Source organism: Nocardia sp. NPDC052254, from assembly GCF_040679495.1.
In the GTDB taxonomy this organism is placed as follows: Bacteria; Actinomycetota; Actinomycetes; order Mycobacteriales; family Mycobacteriaceae; genus Nocardia.
In genome coordinates, this window is sequence record NZ_JBFAUW010000005.1 from 190,254 (window position 1) to 215,271 (window position 25,018).

24 protein-coding genes are annotated in these 25,018 nt (G+C 66.9%); 10 read left to right on the forward strand and 14 right to left on the reverse strand.

Translation table 11 applies throughout. The features are described from left to right. Positions 1-52: 52 nt before the first annotated feature. Positions 53-691, reverse strand: coding sequence for a hypothetical protein (locus tag AB0L57_RS15295; protein WP_364961729.1), 639 nt, complete (start codon positions 689-691; stop codon positions 53-55). 459 nt (positions 692-1,150) lie between these two features. Here AB0L57_RS15295 and AB0L57_RS15300 point away from each other — a divergent pair, with 459 nt between their 5' ends. Together AB0L57_RS15300 and AB0L57_RS15305 are read left to right on the forward strand one after the other, a co-directional pair. Beyond that, positions 1,151-2,608 (forward strand): amino acid permease, encoded by a 1,458-nt coding sequence (locus AB0L57_RS15300; RefSeq protein WP_364961730.1) that lies wholly within the window; start codon positions 1,151-1,153, stop codon positions 2,606-2,608. Between the two features lie 8 nt (positions 2,609-2,616). Further along, a complete protein-coding gene (locus AB0L57_RS15305; RefSeq protein ID WP_364961731.1) occupies positions 2,617-3,984 on the forward strand; it encodes an FAD-binding oxidoreductase in 1,368 nt (455 codons plus the stop codon). Between the two features lie 4 nt (positions 3,985-3,988). On the opposite strand, the gene AB0L57_RS15310 is transcribed toward AB0L57_RS15305, so the two are convergent. Continuing rightward, positions 3,989-4,897 (reverse strand): LysR family transcriptional regulator, encoded by a 909-nt coding sequence (locus AB0L57_RS15310; RefSeq protein ID WP_364961732.1) that lies wholly within the window; start codon positions 4,895-4,897, stop codon positions 3,989-3,991. 144 nt (positions 4,898-5,041) lie between these two features. On the opposite strand from AB0L57_RS15310, the gene AB0L57_RS15315 reads away from it, so the two are divergent. The 3 genes from AB0L57_RS15315 to AB0L57_RS15325 all read left to right on the forward strand — a co-directional run bounded on the left by AB0L57_RS15315 (position 5,042) and on the right by AB0L57_RS15325 (position 6,482). Continuing rightward, positions 5,042-5,512: a nuclear transport factor 2 family protein gene (locus AB0L57_RS15315; RefSeq protein WP_364961734.1), complete on the forward strand. Its 471-nt coding sequence runs from the start codon at positions 5,042-5,044 to the stop codon at positions 5,510-5,512. Between the two features lie 97 nt (positions 5,513-5,609). Beyond that, entirely contained in the window at positions 5,610-5,957 is a 348-nt protein-coding gene (locus tag AB0L57_RS15320) for a DoxX family protein (protein WP_364961736.1), read from the forward strand. A 45-nt stretch (positions 5,958-6,002) separates the two neighbouring features. Beyond that, positions 6,003-6,482, forward strand: a complete 480-nt coding sequence (locus tag AB0L57_RS15325) for a DUF1801 domain-containing protein (protein WP_364961738.1) — start codon at positions 6,003-6,005, stop codon at positions 6,480-6,482. A gap of 69 nt (positions 6,483-6,551) precedes the next feature. Here the strand turns inward: AB0L57_RS15325 and AB0L57_RS15330 are convergent, their stop codons facing one another. Then, complete coding sequence (locus AB0L57_RS15330) at positions 6,552-7,427, reverse strand: NmrA/HSCARG family protein (RefSeq protein WP_364961740.1); 876 nt, start codon at positions 7,425-7,427, stop codon at positions 6,552-6,554. A gap of 132 nt (positions 7,428-7,559) precedes the next feature. Here AB0L57_RS15330 and AB0L57_RS15335 point away from each other — a divergent pair, with 132 nt between their 5' ends. After that, positions 7,560-8,144 carry a TetR/AcrR family transcriptional regulator gene (locus AB0L57_RS15335; protein WP_364961742.1) on the forward strand — a complete coding sequence of 195 codons (585 nt, stop codon included), beginning with the start codon at positions 7,560-7,562 and terminating at the stop codon, positions 8,142-8,144. Positions 8,145-8,193: 49 nt separating this feature from the next. Here the strand turns inward: AB0L57_RS15335 and AB0L57_RS15340 are convergent, their stop codons facing one another. The 6 genes from AB0L57_RS15340 to AB0L57_RS15365 all read right to left on the reverse strand — a co-directional run bounded on the left by AB0L57_RS15340 (position 8,194) and on the right by AB0L57_RS15365 (position 14,174). Further along, a complete protein-coding gene (locus AB0L57_RS15340; protein WP_364961744.1) occupies positions 8,194-9,420 on the reverse strand; it encodes a cytochrome P450 in 1,227 nt (408 codons plus the stop codon). Between the two features lie 277 nt (positions 9,421-9,697). Continuing rightward, positions 9,698-10,777, reverse strand: coding sequence for a dihydrodipicolinate reductase (locus AB0L57_RS15345; RefSeq protein WP_364961745.1), 1,080 nt, complete (start codon positions 10,775-10,777; stop codon positions 9,698-9,700). A 100-nt stretch (positions 10,778-10,877) separates the two neighbouring features. Further along, a complete protein-coding gene (locus AB0L57_RS15350) occupies positions 10,878-11,075 on the reverse strand; it encodes a ferredoxin (protein WP_364961747.1) in 198 nt (65 codons plus the stop codon). Continuing rightward, entirely contained in the window at positions 11,075-11,878 is an 804-nt protein-coding gene (locus tag AB0L57_RS15355; RefSeq protein ID WP_364961749.1) for an SDR family oxidoreductase, read from the reverse strand. Before AB0L57_RS15355 ends, AB0L57_RS15350 begins: the two co-directional genes overlap by 1 nt. Then, on the reverse strand, positions 11,878-13,083 hold the full coding sequence (locus AB0L57_RS15360) for a cytochrome P450 (protein ID WP_364961751.1): 1,206 nt from the start codon (positions 13,081-13,083) through the stop codon (positions 11,878-11,880). Before AB0L57_RS15360 ends, AB0L57_RS15355 begins: the two co-directional genes overlap by 1 nt. A gap of 209 nt (positions 13,084-13,292) precedes the next feature. Further along, on the reverse strand, positions 13,293-14,174 hold the full coding sequence (locus tag AB0L57_RS15365) for an SDR family oxidoreductase (RefSeq protein WP_364961753.1): 882 nt from the start codon (positions 14,172-14,174) through the stop codon (positions 13,293-13,295). Positions 14,175-14,283: 109 nt separating this feature from the next. On the opposite strand from AB0L57_RS15365, the gene AB0L57_RS15370 reads away from it, so the two are divergent. Continuing rightward, entirely contained in the window at positions 14,284-15,756 is a 1,473-nt protein-coding gene (locus AB0L57_RS15370; protein WP_364961754.1) for an aldehyde dehydrogenase, read from the forward strand. Positions 15,757-15,802: 46 nt separating this feature from the next. Further along, positions 15,803-16,552 carry an SDR family oxidoreductase gene (locus AB0L57_RS15375; RefSeq protein ID WP_364961756.1) on the forward strand — a complete coding sequence of 250 codons (750 nt, stop codon included), beginning with the start codon at positions 15,803-15,805 and terminating at the stop codon, positions 16,550-16,552. Between the two features lie 153 nt (positions 16,553-16,705). On the opposite strand, the gene AB0L57_RS15380 is transcribed toward AB0L57_RS15375, so the two are convergent. Next, positions 16,706-18,076: a cytochrome P450 gene (locus tag AB0L57_RS15380; protein WP_364961758.1), complete on the reverse strand. Its 1,371-nt coding sequence runs from the start codon at positions 18,074-18,076 to the stop codon at positions 16,706-16,708. A gap of 242 nt (positions 18,077-18,318) precedes the next feature. On the opposite strand from AB0L57_RS15380, the gene AB0L57_RS15385 reads away from it, so the two are divergent. Both AB0L57_RS15385 and AB0L57_RS15390 read left to right on the forward strand, forming a co-directional pair. Next, on the forward strand, positions 18,319-19,509 hold the full coding sequence (locus AB0L57_RS15385; protein ID WP_364961760.1) for a DUF4189 domain-containing protein: 1,191 nt from the start codon (positions 18,319-18,321) through the stop codon (positions 19,507-19,509). Positions 19,510-19,621: 112 nt separating this feature from the next. After that, the gene (locus tag AB0L57_RS15390) at positions 19,622-20,710 is read left to right on the forward strand and encodes a phage tail tip lysozyme (protein ID WP_364961762.1); all 1,089 of its coding nucleotides are present in this window, start codon (positions 19,622-19,624) and stop codon (positions 20,708-20,710) included. 12 nt (positions 20,711-20,722) lie between these two features. On the opposite strand, the gene AB0L57_RS15395 is transcribed toward AB0L57_RS15390, so the two are convergent. From AB0L57_RS15395 to AB0L57_RS15410, 4 genes are all read right to left on the reverse strand, one after another. Then, positions 20,723-21,763, reverse strand: coding sequence for an NAD(P)-dependent alcohol dehydrogenase (locus AB0L57_RS15395; RefSeq protein ID WP_364961764.1), 1,041 nt, complete (start codon positions 21,761-21,763; stop codon positions 20,723-20,725). Between the two features lie 170 nt (positions 21,764-21,933). Further along, entirely contained in the window at positions 21,934-23,145 is a 1,212-nt protein-coding gene (locus AB0L57_RS15400; protein WP_364961766.1) for a cation:proton antiporter, read from the reverse strand. 66 nt (positions 23,146-23,211) lie between these two features. Then, positions 23,212-23,631 carry a pyridoxamine 5'-phosphate oxidase family protein gene (locus AB0L57_RS15405; RefSeq protein WP_364961768.1) on the reverse strand — a complete coding sequence of 140 codons (420 nt, stop codon included), beginning with the start codon at positions 23,629-23,631 and terminating at the stop codon, positions 23,212-23,214. 71 nt (positions 23,632-23,702) lie between these two features. Continuing rightward, entirely contained in the window at positions 23,703-24,929 is a 1,227-nt protein-coding gene (locus AB0L57_RS15410) for a cytochrome P450 (protein WP_364961770.1), read from the reverse strand. Positions 24,930-25,018: the final 89 nt, after the last annotated feature.

The following is a 25,018-nucleotide window of genomic DNA, read 5'->3' on the forward strand; positions in this document are numbered from 1 at the left end:
GGTCTACCGCCGACCGGCGATGCGCTCGTCCGATCACTGCGGGATTCCGGTTCTATTTCCGCTTCAATCCGGTGAGTGCGAGCCGGATCTGGGAGCGCGCGATCGAATCGAGCTCCGCCCAGCTCGCGACCGGCCCGCGTGTGTCGTCACGGCTCAGATCGATCTTCACTCGCACCGAGACATTGCCGTCCTGCACACACACGACATAGGCGCGCTGCACGGTGAGGCTGTCGGCGATCGCGGAGCTCCAGTAGCCCTGCGCACCGAGGTCGGTGACCGCGCCCGTGGATGTTCCCGGACCCGCGCGGGTGACGGTGTCGAGGTGTTTCCAGTGGTCGTAGAACGGCGGGGCGGTGCCGTCGGTGAATTCGACCTCGAGACTCATCGCGATGGTGTCGAAGGAGTATCCGCCGCGGGTGGCGCTGGTATAGGCGACATCGCAGCTCAGACTGCCCGCGTCGTCTGTGGTCGGGCGCGTCTCCTCGTGTGTGGGCGGGCCCTTGGGATTCGGTGACCACTTCGTCAGCGGTTTCGGATCGACGAGGTCGCACGCGTCGGTGACCGCGGCCATCGAATACGACGGCGACGCCGATACCGATGCGGCGCCGGCGGCGTGCCCACCATTGTCGCGGCCGCGGATCCAGCCCCCCGCCGCCACACCGAGACCCAGGACCAGCACCAGCGCGGTCACACCCGCGATGATCGGCCCCGTCCTGCGGGAGCCCGCCGACGGCGCGGTGACAGGTTGCGGCCCATATCCGTACCCCGGCGGAAGTTCCCCGGGTACAGGGCGATCCGGGTGTTGCCACGCCCGATCGACTGCTGCCGGATCGGGCGGCGGCACTATGGAATCGGAATCGGCAGTCGCCGGCTCACCACCCCGTTCGAACTCCGATTCGCTCACGCCCGCAGCCTCCGTCCACAACGGGCTCCCCCGCCCGGCCATCGATATGACCCCGATCGTATTCGCGATTGCCGCACATCGGCACCCGGATGCCTTTCGCGGCGCGGTCTGGGCGCAGACCTGGATGACCGTGCCGGTCGACACCGAAGACGAAGGACGCCACCCAACTTCTCCACCCATGGAACGTGCCGTCATTCAGCGGTACATTGATCAGCGATCTACTGTGTGCCGCGGAGAGGGTCGACCATGGCGACAATCAGACCTACCGGATCCTCCTCGGACACACTGGCCGCCGAGGACGCCGACTATCACAAATCGCTGCGACCCCGGCAGTTGCAGATGATCGCGATCGGCGGCGCGATCGGAACCGGGCTGTTCCTCGGATCGGGCGGGCGCCTGCACGCCACGGGCCCAGGATTGTTCCTGGTCTACGCCGTGTGCGGGGTCTTCGTTTTCTTCATCCTGCGAGCCCTCGGTGAGCTGGTGCTGTACCGGCCGGCCTCGGGCTCGTTCGTGTCCTACGCTCGCGAGTTCTACGGGGAGAAGCTGGCTTTCGGCGTCGGCTGGATGTACTTCTTCCACTGGTGCATGAGCGGCATCGTGGACATCACCGCCATCGCGACCTACGTGCACTACTGGAGTGCGTTCCGGGTGATGCCGCAGTGGACGATCGCGCTGATCGCCTTGGCGGTCGTGGTCTCGATCAACCTGGTGTCGGTGACCTGGTTCGGCGAGCTGGAGTTCTGGGCCGCGCTGATCAAGGTCGCCGCGCTGGTGATCTTCCTGGTCGTCGGCGCCGTCTTCCTCGCCGGCCGGTTCCGCCTCGACGGGCAGGCCACGGGCACAGCGGTTCTCGCCGACGGTGGATTGTTTCCGACCGGCCTGCTGCCGTTGGTCACCGTCACCACGGGTGTCGTCTTCGCCTACTCCGCGGTCGAATTGATCGGCACGGCGGCGGGCGAGACCGAAAGACCCGCCGAGATCATGCCCCGGGCGATCAATTCGGTCATCGCCAGAATCGCGGTGTTCTATGTGGGTTCGCTGGTTCTATTGGGGCTTCTGCTGCCGTACACGGCTTATGCCGCGGGAGTCAGCCCGTTCGTGACCTTCTTCTCGAAACTCGGTGTTGCAGGGGCGGATTCGATAATGAACCTGGTGGTTCTGACCGCGGCCTTCTCGAGCTTGAACGCGGGGCTCTACTCGACCGGCCGAATCCTACGATCGATGTCGATGAACGGTAGCGCGCCGACGACGGCCGCCCGGTTGTCCACCAGCGGCGTGCCCTACATCGGCATTCTGGCCACCGCCGCGATCGCCCTGCTCGGCGTCGGCGTGAACGCCGTGGTGCCGGACAAGGCGTACGAGATCACGCTGAACATGTCGGCGATCGGTGTGCTGTCGGCGTGGGCCGCCATCGTGCTGTGTCAACTGCGATTGTGGCGGCGCTCGCGGCAGGGCCTGGTCGAACGCCCCGCGTTCCGGCTCATCGGCGCACCGTACACCGGCATCGCCACACTGATGTTCCTCGCCGCCGTCGTCGTGCTGATGGCCTGCAGCGACGACGAGATCCAGCGTGGCGCGGTGATCGCCGCGCTGGTGATCATGGGACCGGTGCTGGTCGGCGGCTGGTTCGTCGCCCGCCGGCAAGTCCTGCGCATCGCGGCCGAACGCGCCGGTGCCGGTGCCGAATCCGGACGGGAGTGATCCAGCACATGCCCTCGAGCATCGTCTCCGAACTGGCCGAAATCGTCGGTGCGGCACACGTTCTCACCGATCCCGACACAACGGCGCGATACACCACGGACTGGACCGGACGGTGGCACGGCCGCGCCACCGCGGTGGTGCGGCCCGCCGACACCGTGGAGGTGGCACGGGTGCTCGAGGTGTGCCACCGCGCCGGTGTGGCCGTCGTCCCGCAGGGCGGCAACACCGGACTGGTGGGCGGCTCGATCCCGATGCACGGAGAGATCGTGCTCAGCGTGACGCGATTGGACCGGATCGAGGATCCCGACCCCGTCGGCCACACCCTCGCCGCCGGTGCCGGCGTCACCGTCGCACGGGCGCAGGACGCCGCGCGCGAAGCCGGTCTCATCTTCGGAATAGATCTGGCCGCACGGGATTCTGCGACTCTGGGCGGAATCGTCGCGACCAACGCGGGCGGGGTCCGGGTGATCAAGTACGGCGACACCCGGGCCCAGCTGCTCGGCGTGGAAGCAGTGCTGTCCGACGGCACGGTGCTCACCCGGTGGAAAGCGTTGCGCAAGGACAATGCCGGCTATCACCTGCCCGGCCTGCTCGCCGGATCGGAGGGGACACTCGGCGTCGTCACCCGGGTGCTGATGAAACTTCATGTGCCGCCGTCACATTCGTACTGCGCGCTGGTCGGTGTCCGAACGGTCGGTGCGGCACCGGCACTGGTCGACCTGTTGCGACGGGCCGGGCTGACGATCGAGGCCGCGGAACTCATGACCGATGCGGGCATGCGGCTGGTCCGGCGGCACCGCGCGCTGCGGGCTCCGCTGCGCATCGAGCCGCCGTACTACCTGCTGGTCGAGGTGTCCGGGCCAGCGGACACCGAGGGTCTCCTGCTGGGCGCGCTGGAACGCGCGAGCGATCTGGTACTGGACGCCACCGTCGACGACGAGCGCGGGCGGCGGCTGTGGAGCTACCGCGACAGCCACACCGAGGCGATCAACGCCGCCTCCTCCACACCGCCGGTCAAGCTGGACATCACCACCCCGCTCGCCGCGGTGGAATCCTTCGTCGACACGCTGACCCACACCCTCGCCACCGAGTTCCCGCACGCGCGACCGATCCTTTTCGGTCACATCGCGGACGGCAATGTGCACGTCAACCTGCTCGATGTCGAGCCAGGGCAGGCCCTGCCGGTCACCGGTCGCGTCTTCGAACTGGTCGCCGCGCACGAAGGGAGCATCAGTGCCGAACACGGCATCGGCCGATCCAAGGCGCCCTGGATACACCTGGCTCGTTCGGCCGTCGACATCGAGGTGATGAAGGCGATTCGCAGCGGCGTCGATCCGACGCTCACGCTCAACCCGCACATCCTGCCCGCGCGCTGATCGGTCATCGGCGCGAGCCGTCGGCCTCCACCTGCTCGGTGACGGCCTGGGTGAAGATCCGAGTCGCCACGGAGTCGCGCGCAGCGGGCCGGATCAGTGCCTGGCGGATCGGTCCGGCATCGGCGAAGGGGACGAAGGCCACGCCGGGCCGGGCGTAGTAGTCGGCGGCCCAGTCACAGGTGGGGGTTGCTCCGCGGCCCGAACCGATCAGCGAGAGCATCTCCTGCCATCCGGCGGCGACCGGACCACGCGAAATCGGGCGTCCCGACGGTGTGTCATCGGGAAAGTAGGCGTCGAGGACGGCGTCGGGAACTCCGTCCGGAAGGATCAGCGGCACGGTGGCGAGATCCTCGAGTGTGACGCTGTCGCGATCGGCGAGCCGATGACCGGCGGGGACCGCGAGGACCTGTGGGCGCGTGAACACCGTCGGACCGATGACGAACGCGGAATCACCTTCGAACAGTTCGCTTTCCGCCAAGGTCAGATCGATCTCACCGGAGAGCAGCGATTGCCGGGCGGCACGATAGGTGACCTCCCGGAGTTCGACGGTGCAGGCGGGATGCTGGGCCCGGAACCGATCCGTCGCCCGGAGGATCAGATTTCCGCTCCACGCCGCGGTGAAACCGACCCGAAGAACCCCGTGAATGCCGCGCCCGAGCGCGGTCGCGGTCTCCACGGCGAGCTCGATCTGCCGGTAGCCCGGCAGCAGATCGTCACGCAGACGTTGCCCGAGTTCGGTCAGCGCGACGTGGCGGCTGGTCCGTTCGAACAGCGGGCTGCCGACCTGGCGCTCCAGCTTCTTGATGGTCTGGCTGATCCGGCCCGGTGAGACCCGCAGACGTTCGGCGGTCCGGCTGAAGTGCAGTTCCTCGGCCAGCGTCAGGAACGCCTCCAATTCGAGCCTGTCGAGCATGAGCACACCGATCTGTGAATCTGACTAAACGATGGTTACATAATGCCTGCTTGATACGGGTTTTCAAGACCGGCACTCTGAATCGCACCGGCACAACGGGTTTCGAGCCCACCGTGCCCGATCGCGATCAACCGGAGGAGGCCCATGGACGGGCAGGTGACCGAAGCGCTGCACCGGTTCTGTCGTGGCGCCCAGTCGTGGGACCGCGACCTGCTGATATCGGCGCTGTCCACCGACGCCGAACTGGACCCGCGCGCCGCCACCGTGGCATGGTCGGCGCGGGCCCCGCGCCTGATCGGCCGGGACGCCATCGTGGATATTCTGCTGGGAATCTTCCACAGTCGCGTGCGGACCACCCACGCCATCACCGAATCGGCGGTCGTCGTCGACGGTCCCCGCGCGGACCTGCGCGCGCTGCTCGACATCCGGCATCGGCTGCTCGCCGACAACAGCGTCGGGGCCGATCTCACCTACCGCTGCACCACCGAGCTGGTCAATGCCGATTCCCGATGGGTCCTGCGGCGCATCGGCGTCGAGACAGTGCGGTACCGGGGCGATCCCGCCGAAATCTATTGCCGCGCACCGGTCGCACGTCCCGCCCGTCACACGGAGTAGCGCAATCCACATTTGTCGACCCGGAATCCGGGTTCACGCGGCCCGCCGACCATGCGGCGGGCCGACCACCAGTGCTGTCGAAAGGTTAGAAAATTCGATGAACATCGCTTACTACGTCGTAGGAGTGGTCGCCGCCCTATGGGTCGGCTTTTCGGGGTACTCGCTGTTCACGAAGCAGAAGTTCGTGGTCGAACCGCTCGAACAGTACGGAGTACCGAGGTCGTGGTGGAACTGGCTGGCCACCGCCAAGTCCGCCGGTGCGCTGGGCCTGATCGTCGGCTTCGCCATACCGGCGATCGGCATCGCCGCGGCCATCGGATTGATCCTGTATTTCCTTGGTGCGACGGCGACAGCGCTGCGCGCTCGCTCCTATCAGACCTCGATCTTCCCGGTGCTGTACATCATCCCCGTCGCCGCGACGCTGGCGCTGCAACTGGCCCGGTGAACACCCCGAACCATCCCCACCCGAACCCCAACGAGAGGAACCGACATGGCAACCCGAACAACGAACTCCGGTAAGAGCAAGACCGCACCGGCCTTCAGCGACGACGAACGCGCCGCGATGAAGGAACACGCCCAGGAGCTGAAGACGGCGGCACGCCGCGGCTCCCGCGCCACCAAGGCCGACGGGGAACAGGACGTGCTCGCCAAGATCGCGGAAATGGGCGAGTCCGATCGTGTGCTGGCCGAACGCATCCATGCCGTCGTCACCGCGAGCGCACCGAATCTGTCCCCGAAACTGTGGTACGGCATGCCCTCCTACGCCAAGGACGGCAAGATCGTGTGCTTCTTCCGCAGTGCCGAGAAATTCAAGTCGCGCTACGCGACCCTGGGCTTCGAGGACAAGGCCACCCTCGACGACGGCGCCATGTGGGCGACCTCGTTCGCGATCACGCGACTGACAGCGGCCGACGAGGCATACATCGGCGAACTGGTGAAGAAGGCCGCGGGCAGCGGCGAGGCCTCCTGACCTGTCGCCCGCCGCATTCGGCTCGGGCGTGGGGTGCCCGCGCCCGAGCCGGATGCGCACCGAACGCGATCAGGGCCGGGGATCGAGCAATGGCCGGATCAGCTCGGCCCCCTTGCGATCGAGCCAGTCCCGCAAGCTCATCAACCCCGGATGCAATGCCCGCAATGCGTCGGCATCGACCCCGGGGACGATGCCGTCCCCACTGTTGAGCAATTCGTAGCCGCGAGCGAATCGCTCGTTGATACGGCGCAGTTCCTCGATCGGACGTTGCAGGTAGGGCACCTGCCGTCCCATGGCGGCACTGACCTCGGCGGCCACCTCGGGTGGTGTCAGCGTGTCGGCGACCAACTCCAGTGTCCGCCCGCGGTAGTCGTCCGGATTTCGCAATGCCAGGGCGGCGAAGGCACCGATATCGTCGAGAGCGATGAATTGCTGACGCACGTGAGCGGCGGCGGCGGTGCGCAGCGCGCCGTCGCGAATCCCGACGGTCGCGGACTGCGTGATCAGGTTCTCCATGAAGGAACTCGGTCGCAGGACCGTGGCCGAGACGCCCGAGGCGGCGATGTACTGCTCGATCTCCCATTTGGTCGGCTGCCCGCCGCGGTCGGCTCCCAGTCCGGAACTGTAGACCAGATGCGCCACACCGTATTTCACCGCGGCGTCGGTGACGGCCTTGCCGGCGGCGACCTCGTCCTGGTCCGGGGCCAGCGGACCGGGGTGCACGCTGTACACGCCGTACACCCCGTCGACGCAGCGGTCGATCGTGGCGGGATCTTCCAGTGAACCCGCGATCAGTTGCGCCCCGGCGTCCGCCAGGGCCCGTGCTCGGGCACTGTCCGGATGCCGGGTCAGCGCCCGCACCTGCCATCCGTCCCGCAGCAGTCGGTCCGCGACGGCACCGCCCTGCTGGCCGGTCGCACCGGTGACGAAAACAACCTGATTCATATGTCCTCCGTGATCGGCCCCTGATCTCACCGTGCGGACGAGCCACGCGGTAAACGGAGAACATTCTCCGTTTGATGAGGACTATACGGAGAGAACTCTCCGTTTTGCAACGGTGGCCGTTACGATCGAACGATGAGTGACAACGCCGGCCGGATCGCCAAGCCGCTGCGTGCGGACGCGCGTCGCAACCGCGATCAGGTACTGGCCATCGCCCGGGAGATGCTCTCGGCCGACGGATCGTCGGTGTCCTTCGACGAGATCGCACGGCGCGCGGGAGTAGGCGTCGGCACCGTGTACCGGCACTTCCCCACCCGAAACGCACTGTTCGAGGCCGTCGTGGTCGGCCGCGTCGAAGAGTTCACCGCGCGAGCGCGCACTCTCTCTGCCGCCGGCACCCCACCACCGGACGCCTTCTGCGACTTCTTCGCCCATCTGGTCGGCGAGGTCGCCCTCAATCAGGCCCTGTGCGAAGCGCTCGACGGCGACGACGGCACCGCCATCGCGATTCCCGTCGAGCTCCGGCGCGAATTCATCCACTCGTTCGGCACTCTGCTCGCCCAGGCGAAACAGGCCGGGGAAGTACGGTCCGACGTCGATGTCGCCGATGTGCTCGACCTGCTCATCGGCACGGCGGCGGCCGAGCGCCGCGCCCGATCACGCAGCGCCCCCGAACAATTGACCGGCGTCGTGCTCGACGGCCTCCGATCACAGAAATGACAGTGGCGGGCACCCGGAATCCGGACGCCCGCCACCTGCCGATCCCAGATCAGGAGTAACTCACGTCCCAGTGCTTGATGCCGTTGATCCAGCCCGAGCGCAACCGCTGCGGATCGGCGAGCTGCCGCAGGTCCGGCATGACCTCCGCGATGGCGTTGAACATCAGGTCGATTTCCAGGCGGGCCAGGTTGGCGCCGACGCAGAAGTGCGCACCGGTGCCGCCGAAGGCCAGGTGCGGGTTCGGGTCGCGCAGGACATCGAACTCGAAGGGCTTGTCGAAGGCGGCCTCGTCGAAATTGGCGGAGCTGTAGAACAATCCGACCCGGTCGCCGGCCTTGATCAGCTGACCGCCCAGTTCCACATCCTCGGTGGCGGTGCGCTGGAATGCGGTGACCGGCGTCGCCCAGCGCACGATCTCGTCGACCGCGGTGCGCGGGCGCTGCTCGCGGAAGATCTTCCACTGCTCGGGATGATCGACGAATGCCTTCATTCCGTGGCTGATGGCATTACGAGTGGTCTCGTTTCCGGCTACCGCCAGCAGAATGACGAAGAATCCGAATTCGTCAGATGCCAGCGCCTCGCCGTCGATATCGGCATTGACCAACTGGCTCACGATATCGTCGGCGGGAGTGGCCCGGCGTTCCTCGGCCATATTCCAGGCATAGCCGAGGATTTCCGCGGAGGCGACGACGGGATCTCCATATTCGGGATCGTCGTAGTTGAGCATCAGATTGGACCAGTCGAACAGCTTGTGCCGGTCGTCCTGCGGTACACCCAGCAATTCGGCGATGGCCTGCAGCGGCAGTTCACACGCCACCTGCTCGACGAAATCTCCGCCGCCGGCCTCCTTGGCCTCGCGCACGATGCGCTCGGCGCGTTCGGTCAGCGCCGCCCGCAGGCTCTCGACCGCGCGCGGGGTGAAGCCCTTCGAGATGATGCGGCGGACCTTGGTGTGCTTGGGCGGATCCATGTTCACCAGCAGGGCGTTGGTCACCGACAGCTGTTCGGGTGTGGCATATCCGGGCAGGCGGATGATGGAGCCCTTCTTCTCCGAGGAGAAGATGTCGGACCGGCGCGAGACCTCTTTGATGTCCTCGTGCCGGCTGACCACCCAGTAGCCGCCATCCTCGAAGGGATAGGCCTGCTCCTCGTTCTGGGCGTTCCACCACACCGGCGCCGTGCGCCGCAATTCCGCGAATTCGGCGACCGGACTTCTGTCGGCCCAGAGCCCCGGGTCGGTGAAATCGAATCCGGCCGGTATCGACGGAGCAGCCACAGTTCCTCCTCGTGTCCGCTGCACTGCGAATCATGGATTGTTACGAAACGTGTTCTCCCTCAATTAGAACACGTTGCAGGCGAGACGGAAAAGGCTGCACCGGTGCGGATCTCGGAAAAACATAAATTGCGACAAACAATTTCCCGGCATGCCGAAAAAGGCCCGATCGACCGGGATTTCCGATCGTTCGCGCCGCAGTTCGCCGCAGGGTATTCATCTGTATTGCCCGTTTTCCGGGCGCTGCCGTCCGGTACTCCGGACAATCAGCCGGTCGCCGTCATCGGATCACCTCGGTCCGCCGATCGCGATGCAATGCCGCGGCCGCCCGGCCCGCGGGCAGCGGCAGATCGAGATAGGTCCGCACACCCGGTTCCGCCGCCACGACGTACGGAATCGCGTTCACACAGTTCAACGCGGTGGCCACGATCGAGGGGTTGCGGCGCGCACCCTCGGCCGGATCGTGCGCGTGCAATCCGGACAGGGTCAGCACACAGCCGGGATCGCCGCGGATCTCGACCTCGAAGCGCTGCCCGTTCGGACCGAAACTCCACGGCGGATCGAAATTCTCCTCGCCCATGAACCAGTTGACCGCGGCCGTGATCACCGGCTCGCCGGCGACGGTGCCTTCCCAGCGGAAGTGCTGTGCCGCAACCTGTCCCGGCTCGATGACCCCGATCGGCGAGTCGATCGGCGCGGTCGCCACGGCGATGTCGTGCGTGGTGCGGATATCGGGGTCCAGGTCGAAGCCGAGTTCGTCGGCGATCATCCACACCGACTGGCTGTAACCACCGGCGAGCATCGACGCGACCGAACTGCCCGCGGCCTTCTCGGGGTCGGCGCCGAACATCATCCAGTGCCGCACCACGTCCGGAGCGCCGTAGGTGCGGATATCGGAGAACTCCTCGGCCCGCACTCCCGTTACCGCACCCGACAGAGCCGAGGCCACCAGCGGTAACCGCTCGGTCAGACCGCCGGGATGAATTCCGGTGCCGTGCAACGTGACTCCGCCTTCGGCACAGACCGCGTCGAACTTCTCGCGGTCGCGCTGCCGGGGATAGAACCAGCCCAGCGGGGTGACGACATTCTTGCCCGAACGCAGGATCGCGCGCAGCACCGAGGTGTCGGCGAAGATCGGGCTGTAGAGCACACAGTCCGCGTCGAGTGCCAGCAGGGCCTCCGCGTCGTCGGTCGCCGTCACGCCGATCGGCTCGCGGCCCACCAGCGCGCCCAGGTCCGTGCCCTTCTTGTCGGCACTGTGCACCCACGCGCCGACGAGTTCGAGCTCCGGATGATCGAGGATGCCCTCGATCGCGGCACGTCCGACACCGCCGGTCGCCCACTGAATCACCTTGATCACAGCCGTACTCCCCTCGCCCGGGACTTCCCGCCGAAGGTCATCGGCCAGTCGCCCCGGCCCCCGGCGCCGGGGCGCGGAGCCGACGATCCCAGCGCCCCGCTCACTTGTCCTCCACGATCGACAACGCCTGGGTCGGGCAGTATCGCACCGCGTTCTCCACGTCGGCGCGATCGGCGGGATCCACATCCGTGCGCAGCAACTCGACCTTGCCGTGTTTGGGCACGCTGAAGTAATCGGGGGCCTCGGCCTCACACATCGCGTGGCCCTGACACAGGTCCAGATCCACTTCGATGCGCATCAGCTCTTGCCCTCCGGTGCGGAATCCTGTTCCCGCAGGGGCGCTTCCGGCTGCACCTCGGCCAGGACCAGGTGCGCGCCACGAGGGGTGTTGACCACGGCGGTGACGGCCGCGGCGATATCGGAGGCGCGCAGGAAGAACGGGTGACGGGCGAAGCCCCACTTCACCCAGTCGTCGAGCAGCGGGCCGACCTGCTCCGGTGCGGCATCCATGCCCATCCCGGTCTGGGTCGCACCCGGCCGCACGATGGACGCGCGAACTCCGGTGCCCTCCAGTTCCATCCGCATCTGCCGGGCCATCGCCTCGAGGCCGGTCTTGGCGGCGTTGTAGGCGCCGTTGCGAGGGCGCACCTGATCGGCGCAGTCGGAGCCGATGACCACGAAATCACCGCGGCGGCGCTCGATCATTCCCGGAATCACCCGGTGCGCCAGCCGGTGCGCACCGACCAGGTGCACATTCACCTGCTGCAGGAACACCTCCGGCGACATCTCGTGGGCCACCCCGAATTCGATGTTGCCGGCGCCGGACACCACCACTTCGATGGGGCCCAGGGCGGTTTCGGCCGCGGTGACGAACTCGTCGACCGAGGCGTCGTCGGTGACATCGAGGGCGCCGGCGAAGGCGGTACCACCGTTGGCGACGATCTTGTCGGCCAGTTCCCGGAGGGTGTCCACCCGCCGCGCGCCCAGCGCCACCGGGAATCCGGCCTCGGCCAGCATGATCGCGGTGGCGGCGCCGATGCCCGATGAGGCACCCGCGATCAGGACCGGTCGCACATCCGGATGCGGATCGAAACGCGGCATTACGAAACCTCCACGGTGACAGGGAGTTTGGCGAATCCTCGGACATTGGTCGAATGCACCCGGGCGATACCGGGCTCGGAGACGGTGTAGGCGCGAACGCGAGTGACGAACTCGCGCAGCGCGATGGTCGCCTCCAGCCGGGCCAGATGCGCGCCCAGGCAGAAGTGCACGCCGCTACCGAAACTGACCAGCGAGCCCTTGTCGGTGCGGTCGAGGTCGTAGCGGTCGCCGTCGGCGAAGACGGCGGAGTCGCGGTTGGCGGATCCGATCAGCAGCAGCACCTTCGAACCCGCCGGGATCACGCCGTGTTCGAGTTCGACATCGACCGAGGCCGACCGCGCCACCATCTGGCTCGAGGTGTCGTAGCGCAGCGTCTCCTCGACCCAGTCCGGCACCAGATCGTTGTCGGCGACCACCTTGGCGTACTGGTCCGGATTGTGCCCGGCCCAGTACAACGCGTTGCCGAGCAGTTTGGTGGTGGTCTCGTTACCGGCCACCACCATCAGGAACATGAAGCCGATGATCTCGTCGTCGGTGAGCTTGTCGCCGTCGATCTCGGCGTCCAGCAGCGCCGAGGTCAGGTCCTCGGTGCGGTTGCGACGACGCTCGGCGACCATATCGGCGTAGTAGACAACGAGATTCAGCGATGCCTCGATCGCGGCGTCGGGTACGTCGAGCACGCCTTCCTCGCGGTGCACGACCAGATCGGCCATCCGGCGGATCTCGGCGCGGTCGGCCTCGGGCACACCCATCAGATCGGAGATGACGTCCATCGGCAGTTTGCCGGCGACCTCGTCGATCCAGTCGAAACTGCCGCTGGCCAGCGCCGGTTCCAGGTGCTGCAGGGTGATCTCGCGGATCCGGTCGGCCATCCCGCCCACCCGGCGCGGGGTGAAGCCCTTGTTCACCAGCTGCCGCATGCGCAGATGGCGAGGATCGTCCATGGCCAGGAACGACATGGTCTTGTGCGCGTGCGGCCCCCAGGCCGCCGGGTCCAGGGACACTCCGTTGGCGCTCGACAACCGCGTCGCATCGCGGAAGGCAGCGGTCACATCGGCATGCCGCGACAGCGCCCAGAAATCCAGGTCCGGATTGTGGTACAGCGGCGATTCCTCGCGCAGCCGCGCGTACACCGGGTACGGGTCGTCGTGGAAGCCGTAGTCGTAGGGATCGAATACGACCGGTTGCAGCGATGCCGCGGTCATCGGACCCACCTCTCGAGATAGAACGCGTTCACACCGAACCTCATATGCATACCGCCAACCGAGACACAGGACTGGACATGTGTCTGGACGCTACCACCGGAGCGGAAAACCGACAATGGGGGCGGGTCGCCGAGCCGCGCGGGCCACTCGGAAGCGAATCCCGCCACCGCCGCCATCGGGCACGGGCACCGCACAGCAGAGGGGAATGATCATTTCCGCTCGCGCATGAGCTGGTCCAATTCCGATACCGACCAGGGCGGGGTCTGCGCGTGATCGCGGAATCCGATCGATTGCAGCTGCGGCCGCGCGAACCTGCCGACGAATCCACCTGCGGCGATGAGGATCTCACCGGTCACCGCGCGCGAGCGATCATCGGCCAGATACAGATACACCGAGGCGGCGTAGTCCGGCGGCGGGGCGTCCAGTGACGATTGCGCGGTGAACTCGTCGAGCAGGCCACGATCGCGCAGTTCGGCGATCTTCGCCTCGTAGTCCGGCCCGGTGGACAGTTGCGTGCGCGCACCCGGGCACACCGTGTTCACCCGGACGCCATGCTCTTTCAGCTCGGCCGCCATCGCCAGGGACAGGCTGGCCACGGCGCCCTTTCCCGCCGGATAGCCGGTGCCGCCGTAGTCGCCGAGATAGGCGAACGAGCCGGTGTTGACGATCGAGCCGCCGCCGCGCTTCACCATCAGCGGCGCGACCGTCCGGCAGGTGTTGAACACCGTGGTCAGATGCGAATCCAGCAACGTCCGCCAATCCTCGGTGCTGATATCGAGAATCGAGGAGTGCTGCGGTTCGGCGATACCGGCACAGTTGATCAGCACATCGACCCCGCCGAAGTCGGCCACACAGCGCTCGACCAGCCGTTCGGCGACCCGTTCGTCGGCCGCCGAGCCCGCGACACCCACCGCACGGCCACCGTCGGCACCGATATCGCGCACCACCGCTTCGACCGTCGCCTCGGTGCGGGAGTTGACCACCACCCCGGCGCCCCGGCGAGCCAATTCGACCGCGACCGAGCGGCCGATACCGCTGCCGCCGCCCACCACGATCGCCGCTCTACCAGCCAGCGTCGCATCTCCGGTCATCGCGGGCACCACCTCTCCAGTCCAATCTGCTGGAACACGTTCTTGTATTCACAGCTTGATCCAAACTATATTCCGTACAGGTGTCCAGACAGCCCTATCGGAGAGGCGAATGACAAAACTGCTACCCCAGGACGAGGGCTCCCGGCTTCTGATCGACGGCAAACTGGTCGCCGGCGGCGCGGGTGTGTTCGCGACGATCAACCCGGCGACCGAGGAAGTCATCGGTCAGGCCGCCAATGCCGATGCCGCCGATATGGACGCGGCCATCGCCGCGGCCCGCGCGGCCTTCGACAACACCGACTGGTCGCGCAATCACCAGTTCCGCGCACAGTGCCTGCGGCAACTGCGTGACGCGCTGCGCGAGAACATCGAGGAACTGCGCGAGATCACCATCGCCGAGGTGGGCGCCCCGCGCATGCTCACCAGCGGACCACAGCTGGAAGGCCCGATCGGCGACCTCGGATATTTCGCCGACATGGCCGAAAGTTACGAGTGGGCAACCGATCTGGGCGTGGCGAAGCCGATGGGAATCCCCACCGCGCGCACCCTGCGCCGGGAGGCGATCGGCGTGGTCGGCGCGATCACACCGTGGAACTTCCCGCACCAGATCAACTTCGCCAAGATCGGTCCCGCGCTCGCGGCGGGCTGCACCGTGGTGCTCAAACCGGCCCCCGACACCCCGTGGGTCGCGGCGCTGGTCGGCACCGTCATCGCCGAGCAGACCGACATCCCGGCCGGCGTGATCAATATCGTCACCTCCGACGATCATCAGCTGGGCGCGCAACTGGTCACCGACCCGCGGGTGGACATGATCTCGTTCACCGGGTCGACGCAGACCGGGCGCTCGATCATGGCCGACGCGGCGCAGAGCCTGAAGAAGGTCTTCCTCGAGCTCGGCGGCAAATCGGCGTTCATCGTGCTCGACGACACCGATGTGGCCGCGGCGGCAAGCTACGCCGGCTTCACGGTCTGCGTGCACGCCGGACAGGGTTGTGCGCTCACCACCCGCCTGCTGGTGCCACGCGAGCACTACGACGCGGCGGTCGAGGCGGCGGCGAAGTCGATGGGCGGCATCGCTCCCGGCGATCCGAACAAGCCGGGAACGGTGTGCGGGCCGGTGATCTCGGCACGCCAGCGTGATCGCGTGCAGCGCTATATCGACATCGCGAAGTCCGAAGGCGGCACCATCGTCACCGGCGGCGGGCGGCCCGATCGGGATCAGGGTTTCTTCATCCAACCCACCCTGATCAGCGGCCTGTCCAACACCTCGACCGCGGCGCAGGAGGAGATCTTCGGCCCGGTGCTCGTGGTGATCCCGCACGACGGTGACGACGATGCCATCCGGCTGGCCAACGAATCGCCCTACGGCCTGTCGGGCGAGGTCTGGGGCACCGATCAGGCACGCATCGATCACGTGGTCGACAGCGTCCGGACCGGAACCTTCGGCGTCAACGGCGGTATCTGGTACAGCGCCGACGCGCCGTTCGGCGGCTACAAGCAGTCCGGTATCGGCCGGGAGCTCGGCGTGGCCGGATTCGAGGAGTACCTCGAGACCAAGCTGATCGCCACCGCACAGAAGTAGACATCCCGCGAGATCCTCGCGAACCCACTGTAGGAGAAGACAACTCATGGCTCGTTTCACCGATCGCACCGCGATCGTCACCGGTTCGGCGCAGGGCATCGGCGCGGAATACGCGAAGGCGCTGGCCGCCGAGGGCGCGAAGGTCGTCATCGCGGATCTCAACGCCGACAAGGGCAAACAGGTCGCCGAGCAGATCACCGCCGACGGCGGGACCGCGGTCTTCCACCCCGTCGACGTCTCCGATCCCGAATCGGTCACCGACGTGGCCCGTTTCACCAAGAACGAATTCGGCGCCATCAACCATCTGGTCAACAACGCGGCCATCTACGGCGACATGAAGCTCGACCTGCTGCTGACGGTGCCGTGGGACTACTACAAGAAGTTCATGAGCGTGAACCTCGACGGCGCGCTGAACATGACTCGCGCCGTGTGGAAGTACATGTCCAAGGGCGGCGGCGGCTCGATCGTCAACCAGTCCTCGACCGCGGCCTGGGTCTACTCGAACTACTACGGACTGGCCAAGGCCGGGGTCAACAGCCTCACCCAGCAGCTGGCCGTCGAACTCGGTGGATCCAACATCCGGATCAACGCCATCGCGCCGGGGCCCATCAACACCGAGGCCACCCAGACCGTCACGCCGGGCACCATCGTCGACGACATGGTCAGCCGGTTGCCGCTCAAGCGGATCGGCACCCCGCAGGACCTCGTGGGCGCCTGCCTGTACCTGCTGTCCGACGATGCGGCGTGGGTGACCGGGCACATCATGAATGTGGACGGCGGGCAGATCATCCGCTGATCCGGGCGATCACCCGCGGCGTCCATGGTCGCCGCCGCTCGTGAGAACCGTTCGCCCGCCGGGAGTGGCAGCCGGTGCCACCCTCGGCGGGCGCGATCGTGCCGGGCCCGCCTCCGCCGTATCACGGTGCGCGGCCGGTACTTCCCGTTCTCCTCAGATCTCGGCGCTGTCGCGGCGGACGGTGACCGGGTCGGCCAGGCGCTGCTCGTCGCAGATCCGCTGCAACGTCTCGAGGGTCTCGTCGACTCCCGGTCCCAGTCGCGGGCCCGGGGTGAAGGTGGCCGGTAGTTTCCGCATGCCCTGGATGACACCGATGGTGTCGTAGTGCACCGCGCCGTCGGGATCGCATCGGAAGTCGGGCATCCGGTCCAGGACCGCGATCACCATGCGTTTGAAGACCGTGCGAGCCACGTTGGATCCGATGCAGCGATGGATTCCGAGGCCGAAACTGAAGTGCCGGTTCCCCTTCCGTTCCAGGTCGACGGTGTTCGGATCGGGGAACAGTTGCGGATCGCGATTGGCCATCGCCCACGACAGCCACAGCCGCTCCCCCTCCTTGAAGCTGGTTCCGGCGTATTCACAGTCCGCGGAGATGGTGCGGCCGTCCCCGGGGGCGGGGGTGAAGAAGCGCAGGAATTCCTCGGTCGCGGAGTTCAGCAGCAGATCGCGTTCGGCGCTCAGCGCCGCGCGCTGGTCCGGGTGATCCGAAAGCCATTCCAGCGCATGGGCGGTCAGCGCGGTGGTGGTGTCGAATCCGCCACCGATGAGCAGGCCCAGCATGCCGAGGATCTCGATGTCCGGCGGCCGGACACCATCGATCTCGGTATGCGCCAGTTCGTTGACGATTCCCGGCCGCGGCCGCTCGCGCACCTCGATGAGGTTGGTCAGCAGGTCCAGGCCCATTGCCTCGTGCATGCGCCGCACGCGCGGTGTATCCGGGGAATTGGGCGGGGTGTAGACCGAAGCGTGCGCGGGCTCGCAGTACAGCTGCCACTTGTCGAGCCGGATGCCGAGCATGGCCAGGGTGAGAACGGCGGGCACGATATTGGCCAGATCGTCGACGAAATCGATACTCCCGCTCTCGATCCGATCGTCCAGGCTCGCGCGCACCACCTCGTCGACGAGCGGAATCCACCGCTGGACCGCGGCCGGGGACAGATAGGGGTTGAGAACCTGCCGCCAGAGTCGCTGCTCGGGCGGATCCATTTCGAGGATTCCGTTGCGAATCGGTATTCCCGTCTCCGGGAAGGGAATCGTGATTCCGTGATAGCCGCGGCGCTCCCCGTTCGGATCGTGGTCACTGGACACGTTCTCCGAGCGCGCCAGGCTGAAGACCTCCCGGCTGCCCGCCGCAACCCAGTGCCCGCCGTAGGTCGGCGACCAGGCGATCGGACATCGCCGGTGCATCTCGTCGGTGATGGTGTCGAATCTGTCGCGGTACTGCGGCGCGTGCCGATCGAATTCGTAGCGCGGCTGCCGATGTTCTTCGGCGTGCTGTCCGTGCTTTTCGGAGTGCACTGTCACGATGCTGTCCTCTCCGGCGTCCCGGGTTCAGGCTCCACGAATCAGGCTATCTGGACATGGCAATGTTCCTCTCAAAATTGGAGAATCAAATTTATCCACCGCCGATTCGCCGATCGGAAGGTGTCGCCGCGATGCGCTACAGTTGCTCGCCGATGCGGTTCACAGGAAAGACGGGGGCAGGCTCGATGGCGATACCGACCACGGCACAACGCATTTCTACCGCGGGCCGGGTGCGGTAACCGATGACCGGCGATGATCGTCCCGACGGGCCGCAGCAACCACCCTCCGGTCAGGACCCCCATCAGGCACCGCCCACTCGCGCCTTTCCCGGTGGCGTGCCGCCGGGCGCGGGCCCGGACGGCCCCCAGCAGGCACCGCCGACGCAGGCGTACCCGGGTCAGCCCGCGCCTGCGGGACAGCAACCCGGACAACAGAATCCGCCGGGGTATCCGGCGCCCCCGACGCAGGCGTACCCGGTCGGCGGGCCGCCGCCTGGCGGTGCGCCCTTCCCCGGCTCGAACGATCCGACGACCATGCGCCCGGCCGACCCGCCCACGGAGGCGTTCTCCGGCGGCGCGCAGTACCCGCCCGACCCGAATCAGGGTGTGCCGACCCAGATCTACGGTCAGGGCCCGAACATACCGCCCGGCGGTTATCCCCCGCCCGGTGGTTATCCGGATGCGGGCGGCTATCCCCCCGGGGGCGGTTATCCGGATGCGGGCGGCTATCCCCCCGGGGGCGGTTATCCGGATGCGGGCTACCCCGGCGCACCGCAGTATCAGCAGGACCCCCAATACCAGCAGGCGTATCCCCAGGACCCGCAGTATCAACAGGGGTATCCGCAGGACCCGCAGTATCCGGGCGGTCCGCAATACCCCGGTTATCCACCTGTGCCGCCGAATTCGGGCGGCAACAAGGGCCTGGTGATCACCGCGGCCATTCTGGTCCCGCTGCTGATCCTCGGCGCGCTCGTCGGATTCATCGTCTGGAACAACAATCGCGACGACGATTCGAACAACACCGCGGCCGGCTCCTCCACGACCACGACGACCTCGTACGACGAGTCGACGACGAGTTCCGCCGCGCCGCCGACGACCCGCGCGCCCGTCGTGCCGCCGTCCTCACCCGCGCCCTCCGACACCTGGATCGCCGCGGGCTACGACACCGGCACCGGCAAGGTGACCTGGGTACGCAGCACCGTCAGCTCCGACGATGCCACCGCCGAAGTCGCCAAACGTTGCCCGAACTGCGCACAACCGGCGGCCTGGGCGCGCAATGCCTGTGTCGCCATCGTGGTGGGCAACAACGGTGCGTGGGCCTCCACCTGGGGCGAGACCGCCGAGGAGGCCGAATCCAAGGCCAATGGCACGGCCACCGACAACTACGGCGCGACCGGGCCGTTCAACACCTGGTCCAAGTGCGCCACGGAGTGACGACAACCGAGCGTTCTTCCCATCCGCGGGAGTAGGGCGCGGCGGCCCTGCGCTCTACACTTCCGGCAGATGCTGTCGAGTGTCGTCGGCACGGTGTGACGGAGGGCAGGTCATGGCCGAGTCGGTGAACTTTCCCCGGGTCGCCGGTGCGACCCTGTTGAACTCGGCCGTCTCCGACCTGGAGACCGTGCTCGAAGCGCTGCTGAACGGTGTCGGCAACGGCACCGCGGAAAAGAAGGTGATGGCGGCGCTCACCCAAATTGGGAAGAAGCCACCCGAGATCACCAGCGAAATGGTGAGCAATTACGACACCCGGCAGCAGAAGATCAAGAAATACAATGACGAGTGGGATTCGCTCGACACCCACATGTCGGATATCGCCGAGAACTCCGCTGGAGTATCCAAACAGACCCGGGCGGCGGTGAAAGAACTCGAGTCCGATATCAAGGAAATCATTCTCACCGCTGGAAAAGAAATCAATCGCAGCACCAAGCCGGAGCGCAGTCTGGATATACAACTGCGAGCCGTCGGCGCCATCGACAAGGCCGTGGAAGAGGCCGGTGTCCTGGTATCGAAAGCACACCAAGCCCACAACGCGAATTCGGGAAAGATCCCCAAGACGCCGGCGGACACCGGCGGCTCCGGCGGTGGCAGCAGCCCGAGTTTTCCGGCCGTGCCGATCGGAATCGCTCCGACGTCGTATTCCGGTGGCGGCGGTGGAGTCTCACCCGCCTCCTATAGCAACGGGTCACCCACTCCGCTGGAGGGCAGTGAGAGGGACAGGGCCAAACACATCTACGAACGTCTCATCAACGAATATCATCTGTCCCCGGCGCAGGCGGCCGGGATCGTGGGCAACATGCAGGTCGAGGCTCCCGGCCTCAACCCCAATGCGGAAAACCCCGGCGAGGGGGCCATCGGGCTGTGCCAGTGGGAGGGCGGCCGCAGGCACAATCTCGAAGTCTTCGCTGCCAAACGAGGGGTCAGCGAGAAGAACCTCGACGTCCAGGTCGATTTTCTGATGCACGAGCTGTCGACAAGCGAAAAGGGGGCGTACGGCGCGTTGGTGAGCACCGATACGCCCGAGACAGCGGCGGCTGCTTTCGACAAGTCGTTCGAGCGAAGCTCCGGCGAGGCTCGCGGACAGCGAATGGCGAACGCCACCGGTATTGCCCGCATGATGTCGAGCGTCGCTGTCTGAATTCGCCGATCTTCACGGCACGACCACCGCGCGCCCACGCAGCGTGCCCGCCGCCAGGCGTCGATAGGCCTCGGGCCCCTCGTCGAGCGAGAAGCGTTCCACCGCGACATCGAGGACACCCTCGTGTGCCAGATCGATCAGCTCGATGAGTTCGCTGCGCGTACCCCAGTACGGGGATGTCACCGCCGCCTCGTATGGGCTGACCCCAAATCCCACTCGGGCAGCGGACTTTCCGTCGCCTAGGCCGACGATCGTCACATCCGAGTCGACGCCCGCGACCGCCATCGCGGTATCCACGGTCGGCTGATAACCGACGAAATCCAGTACCAGGCTCGCACCCGCCGGACCGGTGATCTTGCGAACGTTCTCGGCGGCAGCGGCATTCGACAGCACCGCCTCGTGCGCGCCCACCGATTTCGCGAACTCGAGTTTGTCGTCGTTGACGTCGAGTGCGATGACCCGCGCCGCCGACAGATGCCGCAGCAGCTGGATCGCCACATGCCCGAGTCCGCCGCTGCCGATGACGACCGCCCAGGAACCGGCCCGCAGTTTGCCCAGTGACCGCTTGATGGCGTGATACGGGGTGAGGCCGGCATCGGTGAGCGGCACCGTCGCCACCGGATCCAGATCACCGATCGGCACCAGATGACGCGGCGAATCGACGATCAGATATTCCGCGATGGCACCCGGTGCGCCCAGGCCGGGCGGGAAGATCCCCAGTTCGGCCGCGCGCGAGCAGTAGTTCTCCATGCCCTGTGAGCAGAACCAGCAATTTCCGCATCCCCACGGGCCGTAGACCACCGTGCTGGTTCCCACCTCGAGGCCCCGCACCCCGTCACCGATGGCGGCGACCGTTCCCGCCCCCTCGTGTCCCAGGGTCAGCGGCAGCTCGAAGCCGAAGTTCTCGAGTGGCATCGACATCACGAAATCGTCGGAATGGCAGACCCCGGCCGCGGTGACCTTCAGCAGCACCTGTCCGGGTCCCGGTTCGGGCGTGGGGATTTCGCGAACCTCGGGTTCGGCTCCCACGGTGACGTACTGCAGTGCCTTCATAGCGCTTTTCCTTTCGGTCGAGCGGCTGGGGCCCGTGCGAGATCGCACCCGGCGTCGCCTGTCAGGCTAGTTCGCGCGGTTCGAGGCCGGAGGCATTTCGACCCGATAGCCGACCCATTGGCACACATTCAGCAAACCACTGGTTCGATCCTCGGAACCCGGCGGCACGCTCAGGCGACGCGGGCGCGGGCGGAGCCGATCACGCGAGCGACCATCGGGAACAGCAGCACCGTGGTAGCACCGGAGGCCACCAGCGTCGACGCCAGTTCCTGACCCATCAGTCCGGCCGCGGTGGCGACCTGGGTGACCGCCACGATGATCGGCAGCCCGGTCGCCGCGTACAGGGCCAGCTGCACCCGTTCCCGGCCGGAGTCCAGGTTCGCACCATGTGGCACGAACCGCTCGCTCAGCCACACCGGCAGTCCGCGGGCTACCGCAATCGACACGACGAAGACCACCCACAGCACCGGCTTCGCGGCCACCGCGCCGATATCGATCCCCATTCCGGAGTTCACGAAGAAGATCGGGATCAGCACCCCGTAGCCGACCGTCTCCAGCGACGGCCCCACATCCGGGTGTCCGGCGGCGATCAGCCGGCGCAGGATCAGCCCGGCCGCGAAGGCGCCCAACACGACGTCGAGATCGAAGACCTCCGCGACCGCCATCAGGATCATCAGCAGCAGGAAGACCGCGCGTACCGGCAATTGCGCAGTGCCACCGCTCAATTCGGACAGCAGTCTGCCGAATCCGGGAACCCGGTCCAGGATGCGGTGCGGTACCAGCCCCACCAGGGCGGCGGCCAGCAGGAACAGCAGCAGGATCACGCTCGCCGCGCCGACACTGTGGCTGGTGAGCAGAAGCGACATCGCCACGACGGGCGCGAGTTCACCCACCGCGCCGTGTGCGAGGATGGCGCGCCCCAGCGGCCGGTCGAGTTCCCCGGTCTGTTTGACGATCGGCAGCAACGTGCCGAGTGCGGTCGAGGTCATCGCGATGGCGACCGCGATATGTGTGGTGAAGTCGGCATCGGTGGCCGACAGCGAGACGAAGACGAGTGCGAACAACAGACAGCACACCCAGGTCGACCATGCGACGCGGCCGGAGCGCCCGCGCAGCAACGCCGGGTCCAGTTCGTATCCCGCCAGCAGGAACAGCATGCCCAGGCCGAGTTCGGCGAGCAGGTCGACCCCGCCCGCCGAATCCGCCCAGTGCAGCCCGAACGGCCCGATGGCCATCCCGCACAGCAGCAGAACCACCACGTCCGGCACGTATCCACGCAGCAATCGCGCGATCAGCGGTGCCAGCATCGCGGCCAGCGCGATCCAGAACAGCGAGACGATCGCCGACGGACCGGATTCCGATGACGCCTGCGCCAGCAGCATCGGATCATCGTCACACAGCCGCCTCGGCAATCTGGCCGCAAACGCCGAGGCGGCCGAATCGGGGCACTACTCCTTCGAGTAGTCCGTGCTCAGCCACCGTTCGGGGCGCATCCGAATGACGATCGACTCCGGGGTCAGGTTCTCGGCCACGAATGCCGCCCCGGCCTCGGGGCCCATATAGCGGACCGCGAGCGAACCCACGATCTCCGATGTGGCCGGTTCGATGCCGACGACCGGGCCCTCGGCCGTGACATAGCGGTACGGCGGCTGCTCGACCTGCGCGGTGAGCGAGAACCGCTGCGCCGCACGGATGAGCTTGTCCTTCACCGTCCCCGCCTCGGTCCACACCAGCACGTCGCCGCCGGGCTCGTAGTCGTACCAGATCGGTACCGCCAGCGGCGCGCGATCCGCGCGTTCCACCGCAATCACCCCCACATGCACCTCGGCCAGGAACTGCTCACGTTCGGAACTGGTCATGGTCGGCATCGGCCGGTCCTTTCGGTCGGTTGGGTACACCTCGCACAACCATCGCGGCGGCCGGTCCTATTTCCGGCCGCTCAACTCAGCCGCAGCGGCAGACTGCGATGGCGGCGGACCAGGATGCTGGGCACCCGCTGCGGCGTGCCGTCCAGCGCGATGCCGGTGGTCCGGTCCAGCAGTGCCGCGACGGCGGTGCGGGCCTCCAGTTTGGCCAGGGCCGAACCGACGCAGAAGTGGATACCGCGACCGAAGGCCATGTGCGACTTACCATTCGGGCGGTGCAGATCGAGAACGCCGGGATCGGGGAAGACGGCGGGATCGCGATTGGCCGCACCCCAGAGCAACAGCAGGTGGCTGCCGGCCGGGAGATCGACGGTACCGAGGCGGGTATCGGCGACCACATGGCGGTAGTGCCCGCGAAAGGGCGACTCCAGGCGCAGCACCTCGTCGAGAAAGGCCGGGATCAGCTCCGGGCGTTGCCGCAACAGCGATTGGATATCGCTGCGGGAGGCCAGAATTCGGCCCGCGGCGGCGATCAGAGCGGCGGTCGACTCGCCACCGGCACCGACCAGCTGGATCAGGATCAGGGCCGCCACCTCGTCGGTGAGGTCACCGGACCGGCAGGCACGCGCCAGTGCGTCGAGCAGATCCCGCGGCGGCCCCTCCCCCGTCGCGCGATTCTTCGCCCACCGCACCTGCTCGAACAGATAGCCGGCCAGCTCGGTGGCCGAACGCACCAGCTCCGGCAGTCGATCCGCCGCCACCACACCGCCGATCATCTCGGTGCTGTCATAGGCCCAGCCGAGCAGTCGCGGCACATCCTCATCCGGTAGCCCGATCAGGGTGGCGACCACCGCCAGTGGCAGCCGATCGGCCATGTCGGCAGCCCAATCGGTGCGGCCGTCGCGGGCATACCGCGACCACAACAGGTCGACGAGGCCGGCGACCATCGGCGCGAGACCACGCACCCGTCCGGCCAGTACAGCCGACACCATTTTGCGATGTATGGCGTGCGCCGGATCGTCCGCGGTCGCCAGCACATGGACGGCCGCGCCCCCATCCATCTCGAACGCGATCGGTGGCGCGTCCGGATACCGGAGCAATACCGCGGTGAGGTTGGCGGAGAAGTCGGCGGTCCGCGCCGCCGCCTCGGCCACCAGCTCCCACGACGACACCAGATGGAAGTCGGTGCCGGGCACCCGGAACACCGGAGCATCGCGGCGCAATCGGTCGTAGAGCGGATACGGATCGTCCAGATGCGCGGGGTCGAACAGCGCCGAACCGTCCGGCAGGGTCGTCGTCATCGGTGAACTCCCATCGTGAACGCGATGCGGCCACCGTGCGGGGCATGGATACAGCTGTCAATCCTTGTCGCGGCATGAGACGAAATGTG

Bases quoted from the DNA above. Each gene is read 5' to 3' on its own strand.
- AB0L57_RS15300 (WP_364961730.1), top strand. From the start codon at position 1,151: ATGGCGACAATCAGACCTACCGGATCCTCCTCGGACACACTGGCCGCC.
- AB0L57_RS15305 (WP_364961731.1), top strand. From the start codon at position 2,617: ATGCCCTCGAGCATCGTCTCCGAACTGGCCGAAATCGTCGGTGCGGCA.
- AB0L57_RS15310 (WP_364961732.1), bottom strand. From the start codon at position 4,897: ATGCTCGACAGGCTCGAATTGGAGGCGTTCCTGACGCTGGCCGAGGAA.
- AB0L57_RS15315 (WP_364961734.1), top strand. From the start codon at position 5,042: ATGGACGGGCAGGTGACCGAAGCGCTGCACCGGTTCTGTCGTGGCGCC.
- AB0L57_RS15320 (WP_364961736.1), top strand. From the start codon at position 5,610: ATGAACATCGCTTACTACGTCGTAGGAGTGGTCGCCGCCCTATGGGTC.
- AB0L57_RS15325 (WP_364961738.1), top strand. From the start codon at position 6,003: ATGGCAACCCGAACAACGAACTCCGGTAAGAGCAAGACCGCACCGGCC.
- AB0L57_RS15330 (WP_364961740.1), bottom strand. From the start codon at position 7,427: ATGAATCAGGTTGTTTTCGTCACCGGTGCGACCGGCCAGCAGGGCGGT.
- AB0L57_RS15335 (WP_364961742.1), top strand. From the start codon at position 7,560: ATGAGTGACAACGCCGGCCGGATCGCCAAGCCGCTGCGTGCGGACGCG.
- AB0L57_RS15350 (WP_364961747.1), bottom strand. From the start codon at position 11,075: ATGCGCATCGAAGTGGATCTGGACCTGTGTCAGGGCCACGCGATGTGT.
- AB0L57_RS15355 (WP_364961749.1), bottom strand. From the start codon at position 11,878: ATGCCGCGTTTCGATCCGCATCCGGATGTGCGACCGGTCCTGATCGCG.
- AB0L57_RS15360 (WP_364961751.1), bottom strand. From the start codon at position 13,083: ATGACCGCGGCATCGCTGCAACCGGTCGTATTCGATCCCTACGACTAC.
- AB0L57_RS15365 (WP_364961753.1), bottom strand. From the start codon at position 14,174: ATGACCGGAGATGCGACGCTGGCTGGTAGAGCGGCGATCGTGGTGGGC.
- AB0L57_RS15370 (WP_364961754.1), top strand. From the start codon at position 14,284: ATGACAAAACTGCTACCCCAGGACGAGGGCTCCCGGCTTCTGATCGAC.
- AB0L57_RS15375 (WP_364961756.1), top strand. From the start codon at position 15,803: ATGGCTCGTTTCACCGATCGCACCGCGATCGTCACCGGTTCGGCGCAG.
- AB0L57_RS15385 (WP_364961760.1), top strand. From the start codon at position 18,319: ATGACCGGCGATGATCGTCCCGACGGGCCGCAGCAACCACCCTCCGGT.
- AB0L57_RS15390 (WP_364961762.1), top strand. From the start codon at position 19,622: ATGGCCGAGTCGGTGAACTTTCCCCGGGTCGCCGGTGCGACCCTGTTG.
- AB0L57_RS15395 (WP_364961764.1), bottom strand. From the start codon at position 21,763: ATGAAGGCACTGCAGTACGTCACCGTGGGAGCCGAACCCGAGGTTCGC.
- AB0L57_RS15400 (WP_364961766.1), bottom strand. From the start codon at position 23,145: ATGCTGCTGGCGCAGGCGTCATCGGAATCCGGTCCGTCGGCGATCGTC.
- AB0L57_RS15405 (WP_364961768.1), bottom strand. From the start codon at position 23,631: ATGCCGACCATGACCAGTTCCGAACGTGAGCAGTTCCTGGCCGAGGTG.
- AB0L57_RS15410 (WP_364961770.1), bottom strand. From the start codon at position 24,929: ATGACGACGACCCTGCCGGACGGTTCGGCGCTGTTCGACCCCGCGCAT.